The 13,652-nt window shown below is 71.8% G+C and carries 9 protein-coding genes; 3 read left to right on the top strand and 6 right to left on the bottom strand.

All coding sequences use genetic code 11. The features are described 5' to 3' along the window. The first annotated feature begins 17 nt into the window (after window positions 1-17). Window positions 18-1,877, top strand: coding sequence for an asparagine synthase (glutamine-hydrolyzing) (gene asnB / locus ABCR83_RS01035; RefSeq protein ID WP_462692242.1), 1,860 nt, complete (start codon window positions 18-20; stop codon window positions 1,875-1,877). A 64-nt stretch (window positions 1,878-1,941) separates the two neighbouring features. On the opposite strand, the gene ABCR83_RS01030 is transcribed toward asnB, so the two are convergent. Next, the gene (locus ABCR83_RS01030; RefSeq protein ID WP_462692240.1) at window positions 1,942-2,202 is read right to left on the bottom strand and encodes a hypothetical protein; all 261 of its coding nucleotides are present in this window, start codon (window positions 2,200-2,202) and stop codon (window positions 1,942-1,944) included. After that, window positions 2,199-4,835, bottom strand: coding sequence for a DNRLRE domain-containing protein (locus ABCR83_RS01025; RefSeq protein WP_462692238.1), 2,637 nt, complete (start codon window positions 4,833-4,835; stop codon window positions 2,199-2,201). Before ABCR83_RS01025 ends, ABCR83_RS01030 begins: the two co-directional genes overlap by 4 nt. Window positions 4,836-5,120: 285 nt before the next feature. Here ABCR83_RS01025 and ABCR83_RS01020 point away from each other — a divergent pair, with 285 nt between their 5' ends. Both ABCR83_RS01020 and ABCR83_RS01015 read left to right on the top strand, forming a co-directional pair. Then, the gene (locus tag ABCR83_RS01020) at window positions 5,121-5,495 is read left to right on the top strand and encodes a GntR family transcriptional regulator (RefSeq protein WP_462692236.1); all 375 of its coding nucleotides are present in this window, start codon (window positions 5,121-5,123) and stop codon (window positions 5,493-5,495) included. Window positions 5,496-5,604: 109 nt separating this feature from the next. Continuing rightward, window positions 5,605-6,984, top strand: coding sequence for a glycoside hydrolase family protein (locus ABCR83_RS01015; protein ID WP_462692234.1), 1,380 nt, complete (start codon window positions 5,605-5,607; stop codon window positions 6,982-6,984). A 21-nt stretch (window positions 6,985-7,005) separates the two neighbouring features. On the opposite strand, the gene ABCR83_RS01010 is transcribed toward ABCR83_RS01015, so the two are convergent. From ABCR83_RS01010 to ABCR83_RS00995, 4 genes are read right to left on the bottom strand one after another with little or no spacing between them, the layout of a single operon-like run. Beyond that, on the bottom strand, window positions 7,006-10,644 hold the full coding sequence (locus ABCR83_RS01010; protein WP_462692232.1) for a lipopolysaccharide biosynthesis protein: 3,639 nt from the start codon (window positions 10,642-10,644) through the stop codon (window positions 7,006-7,008). Then, a complete protein-coding gene (locus ABCR83_RS01005; protein ID WP_462692322.1) occupies window positions 10,637-11,437 on the bottom strand; it encodes a polysaccharide deacetylase family protein in 801 nt (266 codons plus the stop codon). The genes ABCR83_RS01010 and ABCR83_RS01005 overlap by 8 nt, the downstream gene beginning before the upstream one ends. A 14-nt stretch (window positions 11,438-11,451) precedes the next feature. Continuing rightward, a complete protein-coding gene (locus ABCR83_RS01000; RefSeq protein ID WP_462692230.1) occupies window positions 11,452-12,477 on the bottom strand; it encodes a glycosyltransferase family 2 protein in 1,026 nt (341 codons plus the stop codon). Next, the gene (locus ABCR83_RS00995) at window positions 12,474-13,334 is read right to left on the bottom strand and encodes a glycosyltransferase family 2 protein (RefSeq protein ID WP_462692228.1); all 861 of its coding nucleotides are present in this window, start codon (window positions 13,332-13,334) and stop codon (window positions 12,474-12,476) included. The genes ABCR83_RS01000 and ABCR83_RS00995 overlap by 4 nt, the downstream gene beginning before the upstream one ends. Window positions 13,335-13,652 lie beyond the last annotated feature (318 nt).

Genomic DNA, 13,652 nt, shown 5'->3' with positions numbered 1-13,652 from the left:
AAGGGGACACCGCGACCATGTGCGGAATCACCGGATGGATCTCCTACGACCAGGACCTCACCACCGCGCGCGGCACGCTCGACGCGATGACGCAGACCATGGCCTGCCGCGGACCGGACGCCTCCGGCGTCTGGCTGGACACCCACGCCGGGCTGGGGCACCGCAGGCTGGCCGTCATCGACATCGAGGGCGGCAAGCAGCCGATGCTCGTCGAACGGGACGGCAGGGTCCGGCTCGCCCTCACCTACAGCGGAGAGGTCTACAACTACCGGGAGCTGCGTACCGAGTTGTCCTCGCGCGGTCACACCTTCCGCACCAGCAGCGACACCGAGGTCGTGCTGCACGCCTACCTGGAGTGGGGCGGGGCCTTCACCGAACGCCTCAACGGCATGTACGCCTTCGCGCTCTGGGACCCGCGCACCGAGGAACTCCTCCTGGTCCGCGACCGGATGGGCATCAAACCGCTCTTCTACTGCCCGACCCCGGACGGAGTGCTCTTCGGCTCCGAGCAGAAGGCCATCCTCGCCCACCCCGCGGTCCGTCCCGCCGTGGACGCCGAGGGCCTCGCCGAGATCATGGCCTTCGCCAAGACCCCCGGCCACGGCGTCTACCAGGGCATCCATGAGCTGCGCCCCGGTCACACCGTGCGCGTCCGCCGCTCGGGCCTGACCGTCCGGCGCTACTGGGCACTCGAGGCGCGGGAGCACACCGACGATGTGCGGACCACCGTCGGCCGGGTGCGCGAACTGCTCGAGGACATCGTCGAGCGCCAGCTGATCGCCGACGTCCCGCTGTGCACCCTGCTCTCCGGCGGCCTCGACTCCTCCGCCATCACCGCCCTCGCCGCCAAGGGACTGGCCGACGCGGGCCACGGCCCGGTGCGCTCCTTCTCGGTGGACTTCACCGGCCAGACCGAGAACTTCCGGCCGGACGCCCTGCGCTCCACCCCCGACGGCCCCTACGCCCACGCCCTCGCCGGGCATGTGCACTCCGACCACCGCGATGTGGTCCTGGACACCGCGGCCCTGATGGATCCGGCCAACCGCGCCGCGATCCTGACCGCCCGCGACCTCCCGCTGGGCTTCGGCGACGGGGACACCTCGCTCTACCTCCTCTTCAAGGCGATCCGTGAGCAGTCGACCGTCGCCCTCTCCGGGGAGTCCGCCGACGAGGTCTTCGGCGGCTACAAGTGGTTCCACGACCCCAAGGCCATACACGCCGACACCTTCCCCTGGGTGGCCGGCGGCGCCGCCGACACCTTCACCCGGGACGGGAAGGCCAGCCTCGGCCGCACCGCCCTGTTCGGCCAGGGCATCCTGGCGAAGGTCGATGTGGACGGCTACCTCGCCGCCCGCTATCGCGAGGCTCTCACCGAAGTCCCCCACCTGTCCGGTGAGAGCGGACTGCAGCGGCGCATGCGCGAGGTCAGCCATCTGCACCTGACCCGCTTCGTCCAGATGCTGCTGGACCGCAAGGACCGCGCCAGCATGGCCGTCGGCCTGGAGGTGCGGGTGCCGTTCTGCGACCACCGCCTGGTCTCCTACGTCTTCAACACCCCCTGGGCGATGAAGACCTTCGACGGCCGAGAGAAGTCCCTGCTGCGCGCCGCCACCCGCGATCTGCTCCCCGATGTGGTCGCCAACCGGGTCAAGAGCCCCTACCCGGCCACCCAGGACCCCGGCTATGCGACCGCCCTCCAGACCGAGCTGCGCCGGGTGGCCGCCGACCAGGACTCGCCGGTGCGGCCCCTGCTGGACGACGAGTCCATCACGTCGGCGCTCTCGGACGGCGGGGCGGAGGCCTACCGCAGCGGTGCGGAAGTCGTCCTCGGCCTGGACACCTGGCTGCGGTCCGGCGGCATCGAGCTTGAGCTCTGAGGCGGTTGACGACCCGTGGGGTGCCGCCGGATCCGGCGGCACCCCACGGGCGGTTGTGCCGTTCCTACTCGGTTCCGTCCCGGCGGCCGGATCCCGTCAGCCTGGCACCCGGACGGAGCCGGGTGCCGGCGGCGGCCAGACAGCCGCCGATGAGCACACTCAGCCAGCCGGCCAGACCGAGGCCCAGGCAGACCAGCGCCGTGACGACCAGAGTGAGCACGGCGGCGGTGACATCGATGACGGCGGCGCGCCGCCCCCCGGGACGTCCGTCACCGGACATACCGAGGAACTCCGCGGCGCGGTGCCGCTTCCGGGACGCGGTCAATTGAGTTGGTTGACGAGGCAGCCGGCTGCCGCGACCGTGACAAAGCCCCAGGGGCCACCGCCGAACCTGACCATCCTCGCTCCCGCCCGGACTCGTTTGATATTGACCGAGACATGGTGGGCCTGCACCGGCACATAGGCGGAGAGCGCGCCCAGACCGCACTTCTTGGCGGCGTTCTTCACCACTCGGCCGATCCGGTGCCAGTTCCAGCTGAAGGGATTCCACCATGGGTCGGCGACCACCGGGAAGGCGGTGTTGGCATCGAAGTCCACGGTCTGTACGAGGGCGTTCCCGTCCAGGCGGTAACTGGTGGGCACCGGATTGCCGTTGGCGTCCTTCGCCCAGGGGGCGTTGAGCGGTGCCACCGGCTCGTCCGGGTTGGCGCCGACGATCACGATCGTGCCGTCGTCCTGCCGGCGCAGCGTCGATCCGGCCGGCAGGTCGGGGGTGGCCCGGAACTCATGGGGGGCGTCGGCGTTCTTGATGACCTGCAGGGTACGGCTGCCGCCCTCGAGGGTGGGCTGGGTGACGGTGTCGACCGCGGCGCTGTCGGTGGTGCGGACGACATTTCCGCCGACGTTCACACCCCTGGCGTCATTGCCGGTGATCCCGATGCCGACGGCCGGGATGTCCTCGGGCTTGCTCCGGATCTCGCCACTGGTCTCCCAGGGCACGGTCACGGTGCCGGTCGGGGTCTCGGCGATGGCGGCGAAGGAACCGTCACTGGTGGTGGCGGCGGTGATGTCCGAGGCCTCCAGCCTGGCGTTGACGGTGCCGAGCGTGCGCACCGTGGCATCGGGCTGCCAGCCGGTGTCCACGGTGAAGGTGATCGGTGCCGACCAGCCGGACCAGCGCGACCCCTCGTAGGTACCCGAACGGACCTCGTAGGAGTGGCCGTTGACCAGCTTGCCGTCCGGTACCACGGCCGTGGCGGTGGCGCCGGGATCGACGGCCTCCGAGGAGTCCAGCTTGGTCACCAGCTCGCCGGTGGCCTTGTCGGTGATCTCATAGGTGCCCCGGATCTTGGCGTCCTCCGGGGAGTCCTCGACCGTGAACCGCAGGGTGGGCGTCAGGGAGTTGACCTTGTAGACGCCGTCCTCGGTGTAGAACGGCGCCCCCGCCTGGAGGTTGGCGCCGCTCTTGAGCGGGGGGCTGTAGGTGACCGTCAGCTGGGGGATCCGGTCCTCGGTGGACTTGGAGGAGTAGAAGCGCTTCCAGCCGTAGGTGTCGTTCTCGTCCGCGGCCTTCAGGGCCACCGATCCGGTACCGGCCTTGGCGCTCGCCCAGGACTTGGCGAGGTCGGTGACGTCGGCGTTCACCCAGCCGCCGGTGTTGCAGGCGTCCGCGCGGGTCTCGGTGGAGGTGGCGGCCTTGCGCTTGAGGGCGGGCTGGTTGTTCCAGCGGGTGGCCGTACTGGCCGGGTCCGCGTCCCACACCTCCCAGCCGCGGGCGTCACAGGACCAGGAGTGGTAGTTGTACAGCGCCAGCTTCGCCTCGCCGACCTGCGCGTCGGCGAACTGCGCGGTGTCCCAGGTGAGGAACGACCGGGCGACGCGCTTGTCGCCGCCCGCGTAGTCGCCGGGCCAGCCGATCTTGAGGTCGGTGGATGCCGACTGGTCGGCGTCGGTGCCGACCTGTACAAAGGTGTCGAACAGCACGGACAGCGTGTCGGTGGACGGGTCGATGGTCACCGGATACCGGGTGGCCGGGTCCGCCAGGAACGCCGGGTCCGGCGTCAGCCGCAGCTCGACGGTGTCCCCGCTCTGGGTGACCTTCATCGGCACCCGGGCGGTGTGGGTGTGCTCACCCGAGCGCCGGTCCACCGCGGCGTCCCACATCATCGGGGCCGGCATATGGGCGACCTGCCGGCCGGTCCTGCGGTCGGTGAACTCCACCGACCCGTCGGCCTGTTGTGCGGCCTTCAGGCCGGGGACCCGCAGCGGCAGCGTCATCGGGGCCGCGGTGTCCGCCGGGCGCTTCTTGAGGCGCAGATACTGCTCGAAGCCGGTCCGGGTGGCGTCCACGATCAAGTCGGCGCCGGGCACGGCGTCCTGATAGGTCGCCCGGTGGCCGTCCAGCGCCGGGGCGGGCAGGCCGCCCTTCCACTGGACGCCGATCCGCCGGTCGCCCTCCCCGAGGGTGACCAGATCCCGGGCCGAGGAGGCGGGGGCATCCGCGGCGGCCCTGGCGGAGCGGGCGGTCGTTCCGCCGCTGCCCGCCAGGCGCAGCCCGCCCGGGTGCGCCTTGGCCCGTACGCTTCCGTCGGCGGCGCGGGCCAGAGTGGAGTCCACCCCGACCCACTTGCCGTTGCGCAGCATCCGCTGGGGGCCGCCGGCCAGGGTGGTGGTCAGGGTTCCATCGGGGTTGGCCCAGGTGGTGGAGGTCTCGGTCCTGCGGTCGAGGACCTCCACCCGGCTGCCCCCGGCCTGGGCGGCCACCAGGGCGGATGCGGTGGTGGCCGCCTCCGTCACCTTGGCTCCGGCGGCCTTGTGCAGGGGGGATCGGTGGGGGGACGGGGCGGCGGGGTCGGCCAGTGCCGGGGCGACGGACCCCAGCAGGGCCAGCACCGTGGCGGCGGCTATGCCGCCCGCCGTGGCGGATCTCGCGGACAGAGTCCTACGAGTGATGTGCACAGACAGCTCCTTACGTACAAGTGCGCTGATGTTCAAGTACGTTGACGTTCGCTTGCCTGAGAGCAGAATCGGTCGCTCGTGATGCCTGAGACTGCTGAGCGGGGGGTCAACAGAGCGACTGCTGTGTCGAGTGTGTCGTATGAGATCTCTCGGCGTCGAGCGCTCCCGGATTCTCGGTCAGGTCCTGGGCGACGGCGTTGACACGCGCGGCCAAGGGTGCTCTGCACTCCTGCCGTTGACGCACAATGGGGGCCGCGATCCACCCAGCCAGCCAGGAGTTCCACCGTGTCCTTGTCCCTGACCGTCGATCCGCACGCCCCCGAACCGCCCTATGAGCAGATCCGCGCCCACATCGCGGAACGGGCCCGCTCCGGCGCCCTCCCCGTCGGCCACAAGCTGCCGACCGTACGGGGCCTGGCCGGGGAACTGGGGCTCGCCGCCAACACCGTGGCCAAGGCATACCGTGCGCTGGAGACGGACGGGGTGATCGAGACCCGGGGCCGCAACGGCACTTTTGTCGCCGCCCCGGGCGACACCGCCGCCCGCGAGGCCGCCGCGGCCGCCCACGACTACGCCCAGCGCGCCCGGCGGCTGGGCCTGGACCGGGCGGCCGCGCTCGCCGCGGCGCAGGACGCGGTGCGCGCCGTATACGGCTCCTGAGTGCCCAACACAACAGGGTGGGAACGGGCGAGTGTGCCGAATGGGACGATCACGGTCGTTCGGCCCGAAGCCGCCGCACTCCGGACCGCGCGCCGATACCCTTACGGGGATGGGACGCCATGCTGGGGGGCCGACGTTGTCAAATCCGAGGCGGTGGCGGCTGAGCGCGCTACTCGCGGCCGTCGCGGGCGCGTTGGCGCTGCTGTTCACCATGAGCATCGGGGGCTGGGGATCGAGCGGCGGCCCCCCCGGCGGCCTGGGCCGCGATCCGGGGCCCACGGATCTCGGCTGGGGTTTCACCCACACCCAGTACAGCGCCGATGTGGGCGACGACGGCTCCAAGCAGACGGCGGCCAGGCTGCTCTCCGGCGACCCCATGCCGCAGAACCAGCACATCATGGGCTGGGGCGTGGACAATCCCGAGCCCAGACCCGGTACCTACAACTTCGGTGACCTGGACCGCCGGGTCGAGCTGATGCGCAGGTCCGGCGGGACGCCGGTGCTCACCCTGTGCTGCGCGCCCGACTGGATGAAGGGCGGCGGTCCGAACACCGACTGGTCCCAGAAATCCCTGGAGCGGGCCCCGGACCGGGCCCACTACCAGGACTTCGCCCACCTCGCCGGAGTGATCGCCAAACGGTATCCGGACGTCCGGCACTTCATCGTCTGGAACGAGCTCAAGGGCTTCTACGACGATGCACGTAAGCGCTGGGACTACGAGGGGTACACCCAGCTCTACAACCTCGTCTACCGGGAACTCAAGAAACAGCGTAGGGATGCTCTCATCGGGGGGCCGTATGTCGTCATGGACAGCAACGCTCCCGGGTCCGGCTCGAACTCCTCGGTCGTGCAGGGAGTCTGGGGGGTGCTGGACCAGCGCTCCGTCGACGCGGTCGACTACTGGAACCGGCACAAGGCAGGGGCCGACTTTGTCGTGGTCGACGGCTCCAGTTACACCCGTGACGGGAATCTGCTGATCCCGGATGAATTCCAGGCCACCCGGAAGTTCGCCGACGTCACCAGCTGGCTGAAGAAGACCACCGGGCTGCCGGTGTGGTGGGCCGAGTGGTACGTCGAGCCCCCCGACGCCAACGACGAGCGCAAGGGCTGGACCGAGCCGCGCCGGGTCGCCGTGCAGGCCACGGCCATGACGCAGTTGGCCCTGGCGGGGGTGTCGACGGCCTTCTACTGGAACCCGGAAGAGGCGTCCGGCGGCGACTGCGCGGGCTGTCTGTGGCGCACCACCCAGCAGGGGGGCGGCGGAGGCGCGCTGCCGATGCTGGATCTGCTGTCGCGGTTCGCGAAGGGGTTCGGGCCGGGGGCGCGGGTGCGGGTGCCATCGGTCGGGGGGCCGGATGGCGGTGTGGTGCGGGCGCTGGCGTCCGACGCCACCGTGGTGGCGATCAATACACAGGATCGAGGAGTGGTGGCGGAGGTGGACGGCCAGGGGGTCAACCTCGGTCCGTACGAGGTGCGTTGGCTGCGGTAGGGGTTCTTTGGCCCCGGCCCCTCACGACAGCGTCACCAGCCGCTGCACCAGCACCGCCCCCACCACCCCCACCAAGGGCAGCGCAAACCAGAACGAGGCCTGCAGCCACCGCAGTTGCGCGGGCCCCGGCCGGGCCGCCACCCGGGTCAGCTCCCGCGCCGCCAGCAGAAGCAGCAGCAACACCGCGGTGAGCCCGCCGATCACCGACACCGGCGTCCAGGTCACCCGTGGACCGGCCGGGCCGGGCCGCGGGCGGGGCGCGGAGCCGGACGGCTTCTGCTTCAGCTCGTACAACACCGCGTCGCCGGAGGTGAACGCCCGGCGCAGCTCGGGCAGCCGGTCCAGGGAGCCGCGCAGCCGCCGCTCCCAGTCGGGAGCGTAGCCCGCGGTGAGCTCCAGATAGGTGGACTGGCCGCGGTTGACCATCAGATAGGCGTTGGGCCCGGCCCTGCGCAGAGCAGCGAGCACATCGGGCAGATCGGCGGGGTCGCGCGGGGCGAGCGTCGGCTCGTAGAGCACGCGTTCCATGTCCCGGGCGCCCCAGGGCATGGCCGGGGTGATATTGGTGACCGTGTCACTGCTCATCCACAGCAGCCGCACGGTCGGCTTGTCGTGTGCGTAGACATAGTTCATGGCGGCGACCTCGCCGTCCCGGACCCGTTCGAAGGGCTCATTGCCCCAACGGGCCACCAGGAAGCCGAAGACCAGGACCAGACCGGCGGCCAGCGCCGCCAGTGGGCCCAGGGAGTGTCCCAGGGCGGTGCGGGGACGCGCGCCCTTGGCCGGGAAGAGCGCCAGCGCGGCGAGGACGCAGGCGCCGGGCAGGGCGAACAGGAAGACCCGCAGGGCCACTTCGCCGCCGTACGACTGCATGCCGAAGGCGAGGAACGGCACACAGGTCAGGATCAGCAGGGCCAGGTCGGAGATTCCGGCGCGGCGGCGGCGCCACCAGCCGAGCGCGGCAAAGGCCAGCACCCCGCCCGCGAGCGCCACCCGGACGTACAGCACCAGCTTGTGGGTGCTGTTGCCGCCCTGGATGCGGCCGGAGACGGAGGAGGAGACATTGCCGCCCAGCGAGCCCAGGCCACCGAAGAGCTCATTGAAGTGCCCCGACCAGTAGGGCTCGGCGAGGAAGCCCACCCACACCGCCAGCATCACCCCGCACAGCAGGGGAAGGCCGCGCAGGGTCGAGCGCCGCAGCAGCACCAGGGCGGTCAGCACCCCCAGCATCACAAAGGGGGTCAGCTGGTGGCTGGTGACCGAGGCGGTGAACAGGGCGATCAACAGCAGCAGCAGGACGGCGAGTTCGCGGCGGCCGGCGGGGGCGGTGCGGCGCTCGCCGGGCAGTCTCCGGCCGCCCGGCGGCCGGAGCGGCCGGAACCACACCAGCAGCACGGCGACGAAGAGGAGGTAGAAGGCGTAGTTGAGGGCCTGCGGGGAGAAGTAGTCCTGCCCGACCCAGCCGCACAGGGCGAACAGCCAGAGCGCCGTCCACTTCGCCCGCCAGCCGGCCCGGACGGCCCGCAGCAGCAGCGCCAGCGGCGCCAGGCACAGCAGTTGGACGGCCAGCGGCCACCAGCGCAGCACCTCGCTGAGATCGGTGACGCCACAGGCCCTGGCGGCGAAGGCGGCGAGGGCGAAGAAGCCGGGCCAGCTCCAGCGGGCGTCCAGGTCGGGCGCGGCCGTGCCGGTGCGTTCGATGTAGTCGATAAAGCCGACATGCTGCCAGGCCGTCGCAAAGCGCGGCTGGTCCTCCAACAGCGCGGGCACGGCATGCAGGGACACCACGGTCAGCAGCAGCACGGCGGCCAACAGCCAGGGGCGCGGCCGGTCCTGCCACAGCGCGTAGGCGAACGCCGCCATCAGCAGCCCGGCACCCAGCAGGGTCGCGGCGGGCAGGACGGTCACCAGCCCCAGCCCGCCCATGCCGTCCAGGTTGACCTCGCCGATGGCCCGCAGCGGCACCCAGTACAGCGCCAGCGCGGCGGCGAGCAGCAGCCAGCCGCGCGCCTCGGGGCCGGGCCACCGGGGCACCGGCCGGGGCGGGGCGGCGAGCGGCGCGGTCCCGGCGGCGGGCGGCGGGTCGGGCGGGGGAGGCGGGCCGGCGTCCGGGGCGGGCCGGACATCGGGGCGTCGCTCCGGGTGGTCGAAGTCCAGCCGCACGCCCAGCGGCAGGGTGTCCGCATCCAGTGCCGCCCGCAGCGCCCAGCGGGTGCCATGGCCTCCGCCCTCCCGGGCGGTGGGCTCGGCCGGCGGCTCCTCGTGGTGCCGGTCGCCGTGCGCCGGCAGGTCGGCCAGGTCCCCGTCCGGGGCGGCCTCGACGACCCGCTCCGGGGTGGCGGGAGCGGCCTTGAGGATGCCGCGGAGCCGCACGGCCGCGACGGTGCTGATCACCGCGAGACTGGAGATCTCCGCCACGCCCTCGCCGGTCAGCCCCAACCGGGGGAGCAGCAGCAGCGTCAGGCCCAGGACCAGCACGCACAGCAGCCCCTGGAGATAGGCGAGCCCGGCGGTGCGGCTCTGGGCCCGCAGCACCGCGAAGTAGGTCTCCATCACCACGCGCAGCGCCGCCCCGACCGCGAGCCAGCGCAGCAGCGGGGTGGCGGCGCCCTCGTATCCGGGGCCGAACACCCGCAGGATGTACGGCGCGAGGAGAAAGAGCAGGGCGCACACCGGGAGCATGATCTTGGCCATCCGGCGCAGCGCGGCCCGGCAGTTGGCCGCCAGCTGCTCCGGGTCGTGCGAGCCCTCGACGGTCAGCGAGGCACCCATGTTGATGGCGAGCAGATTGACGGTGCCGCCGATGGTGGAGGCGATATAGAAGTACGCGTTGTCGGTGGAGCTGACCTGTGCGGCGACGATCACCGGCACCAGGTAGACCACGGCGAGCGAGAACAGCGAGCCGGTGTAGTCCCCGGCCAGGAAGCGGCCCATCTCCCGGTAGGAGGCGGGACGCGCGGTGCGCGCGGTTGCCCGGATGTGCGCGGGGACCAGCCGCCGGAACACCAGCCAGCCCAGTGGCAGTACCGAGACGGCGATCGACACCACCCAGGAGACGAACACCCCGGTGGTCGGCAGGGCCACCGCCAGTCCCACCAGCAGCGCCAGTTTTACGGTGGAGAAGACCGTATTGCCGACCGGGACCCACTTGGCGCTGCGCAGCCCGGTCAGCACCCCGTCCTGCAGGGTGAGCAGCGACCAGGCGATCACCGAGGCGATGAACCCGAGCCCGGGCAGCAGCCCGTGCAGGGAGCGGTAGGAGGAGCCCCAGAGGTCGAGGGTGAGCAGGAAGACGCCCGCCGCCGCCGCGACCAGCACCGAACTGCCCGCATAGGTGCGGAGGACCAGCTGCCCGGTGGTCCGGCCCGCCACCGGGATGAAGCGGGCCAGCGCCCCCGTCAGGGTGAGCGCGGCGAGCCCCGCGAGGAGCTTCATCGCGGCGATGGCCGCCGAGCCCTGGCCGACCGAGTCCTCGCTGTAGTAGCGGGCGGCGACCAGCCAGAAGCCCAGCCCGAGTACCGCGCTGATACCGGTGTTGAGCATCAGGGCGAAGGCATTGCGGAACAGCGGGCTGCCGCCCCCGCCGCGCCCCGGCAGCCGCAGTCCGCGGCCGGCCGGTTCCACCGCTCGTTCCTCCGTCCGTGCGGACGTGTCAGTCACGCGTCTCTCGTGCCTTTCCGATCACCTGACGGCCTCTGCGGATGACGGCGTACCCCTTGGTCAGGGCCCGGTCCCCGGCGAACAGCCGCCCCAGCGCCCGGCCCTGCACCAGGCGCTCGAAATCCACGATCCCCGTCGTCCGGCGCACCGTGACCCGGCGCAGGGCGTACGGCCCCTGCCCGCGCGCGGCCAGGCCGTTGCCCACCGCGAGCGAGATGCCGTACCCGGCGCCGCGCACCGCCTCCCGCACCCGGCGGGTGGAGTACCCGTACGGATAGGCGAAGGAGACCGGTGGCCGGCCGAGCTCCCGGGACAGTATGTCCCGGCAGTGCTCGATCTCGAACCGCAGCTTTTCGTCGGTGAGTTGATCGAGTTGCGGATGTGTGTGGCTGTGCCCGCCGATCTCGACGCCGACGGCGGCCAAGTCGCGTATCTGGTCCCAGTCCAGCATCAGGTCGAGCGCGCCCCCGGTCTCATCCGCGCCGCGCAGCCACCCGGTGGAGACGAAGAGCGTGGCCGGGAAGCCGTGCTCGGTGAGGGCGGCCAGGGCATGCCGGTGCACCCCCTCATAGCCGTCGTCAAAGGTGATCAGCACCGGCTTGGGGGGCAGCGGGTGCCCGTCGCGCCAGGCGGCGGCCAGCCGCTCGGTGGTGACCGGGGTGAAGCCGAACCCGGCCAGCAGCCGCATCTGTTCGGCGAACGCCTCCGGGGAGACCGACAGCCCGTATGCCGCGCGGGCCGGGGCGTGGGCCACCGAGTGGTACATCAGGATCGGCACCGGGGCGGCGCTCATCGGAGGACCGTCCCTCATGCCGCCTCCTCGCCGCCGGGCGACGGCTGCTCGACCACCGCCACCGCGAACCGCCCGCCACCCCGGCGGGCCCGCACCCGGCCGAGCGCATAGCCCCCGACCGCCGCGGCCACCCCCACCACGATCGCCCCGGCCCGCCCGGCGCCGCCCGGCCTGCCGAGCAGCGCGTCCCGCAGCCCGCGCAGCACGCCCGCGGGCAACACCCGGGTGGCGTACCGGCGTTCGGTCGCCAGCCCCTCCTGCGCGCCCACACTCCGGGCGACCAGCGCCTTGGACAGGCCCTCGGCATAGGCCCGGGTGCGGAAGTAGCCGAACCGCTCGCGGGCCGCGGGCACCCGGTGGTGGATCACCGCCCGGTCGTCGATCAGCAACACCGCGTCCGGCACCGCCCGGACCAGCCGGATGCACAGCTCGGTCTCCTCGCAGCCCAGCGGCAGCCGGTCGCCGTCCCGCCCGATGCCGCTGGCGAACCCGCCCACCGCCGCCAGCCCCGACCGGCGGAACGAGGCATTGCCGCCCAGGACGTTGCGCACCACCACCAGGCCGGGCGGCAGCCCCCGGTAGGTGCACCCGACCACCCAGTCGAACTCCTCGGGGAACCATGCGGGCCTGCGCCGGGAGGCCCACACCGGCCGGGTGCGGCCGCCCACCGCCATCACCCGGGGGTCCGCGTAGCCACCGGCGAAGTGGCGCAGCCAGTCCCGCTCGGCCACCGCGTCGTCGTCGAGGAAGGCGATCACCTCACCATGGGAGGCCGCGATCCCGGTGTTGCGGCCCGCCGACAGGCCGCGGGGGCCCGCGTTGGCGAGCACCCGCACCCGCGCGGCCCCGTCGTCCTCCGCGTACTCCTTGGCCAGCCGCCGCAGCAGCTCCGGATGGTGGTCCACCACGACCAGCGTCTCCAGCGCCGGATACGACTGGGCGGCCACCGAGGCCACCGCGGCCAGGATGTCGTCCCAGCGCTCCTCGGTGTAGACGCAGATCACCACCGAGACGCCCGGCCCGGCCGGCCGCGCGCTCAAGACACCTCCCCGCGGTTCGCGGCCGGCGCGATGGCGATCGGCCGGTGCCGCGCTCGTCGCCGGCGCCGGGCACCCCGCTCGTGCACGATCACCTTCAGCACCCGCAGCCCGTCGCGCACCGCCCGCAGATTGCTGGCGCCATGGATGCGCACAAACTCATGGCTGGGAATCTCCTGGACGCGCAGCCCGGCCTTCACCACTCTGATGTTCATCAGCGTCTCGACCTCGAAGCCGGCGCAGTCCAGGGCGATGTCATCCAGGACCCGCTTCCAGAACGCGTTGTAGCCGTAGCACAGATCGGTGTACCGAGCGCCGAACTTGTGATTGACGATCGAGCACAGCACCCGGTTGCCGAGCTTGCGGATCAGCGTCATGTCGTCGGTGCCGCCCCCGTTGGCGAACCGGGAGCCCTTGGCGAAGTCCGCGCCGCCGACCAGTGCGGAGACATAGCTGACGATCTCATTGCCATCGGCCGAGCCATCCGCGTCCACCATGACGATGATCTCGCCCGTGCAGGCGGCGAACCCCGTGATCAGGGCGTCCCCCTTGCCCTTGCCGCGCTGCTCGACGACCTTGACCGCCGGATACAGCTCACGGGCCACCCTGACGGTGTCATCGGTGGAGTTGCCGTCGACCAGGACCACTTCGTGGATCCACGCGGGCAGCGTCTTGAAGACATAGGGCAGGTTCTCCGCCTCGTTCATGGCGGGGATGACCACACTGACGGGCGGTGCTATTGCGAATTGCGCGGTGACCGGCCGGTAGTGCCCGGGGACCTCCGGGGCCCGGCCGGGATCCCCGGCGCCACTTTGCGTGGCCGCTTCCTGACCGGCCGCCGGGCGCAGGAATGAACTCATGAGTCTCTGTTTCCCTCTCGTCCGGTGGACCGCCCGCCCCCGAGCGGTCCCTTGATGTGTCCGGTGCGAAAAGGGGGTAACCCGCCAGGTCCACGCGGCGTGTCAAGTGCCGGATGAACAGGGCGAGTTGGTGATTACTACCCACGCGGCAACGCGACTCGGCACACCGTGGCACGCCGAGCGCGGCACCCCCTGCCGCGCTCCGCTCCGGAACCATCGCGGCGCTCGAGCCCTCCCCGGAGCCGCATGGAATGATGGACCGATGCGGGTAGATGTACGACGGTATTGAAGCTTGGGAGTGAATGGCAAGAGGTGGGA

Source organism: Streptomyces xingningensis, assembly GCF_054957865.1.
The sequence above is the reverse complement of the archived record's forward strand: the minus strand, read 5'-3'. Positions and strand labels throughout refer to the sequence as shown.

What these genes read in the sequence shown, in the direction of transcription:
- asnB (WP_462692242.1), top strand. Translation starts at nt 18, where the DNA reads ATGTGCGGAATCACCGGATGGATCTCCTACGACCAGGACCTCACCACC.
- ABCR83_RS01015 (WP_462692234.1), top strand. Translation starts at nt 5,605, where the DNA reads ATGGGACGCCATGCTGGGGGGCCGACGTTGTCAAATCCGAGGCGGTGG.
- ABCR83_RS01005 (WP_462692322.1), bottom strand. Translation starts at nt 11,437, where the DNA reads ATGAGCGCCGCCCCGGTGCCGATCCTGATGTACCACTCGGTGGCCCAC.
- ABCR83_RS00995 (WP_462692228.1), bottom strand. Translation starts at nt 13,334, where the DNA reads ATGAGTTCATTCCTGCGCCCGGCGGCCGGTCAGGAAGCGGCCACGCAA.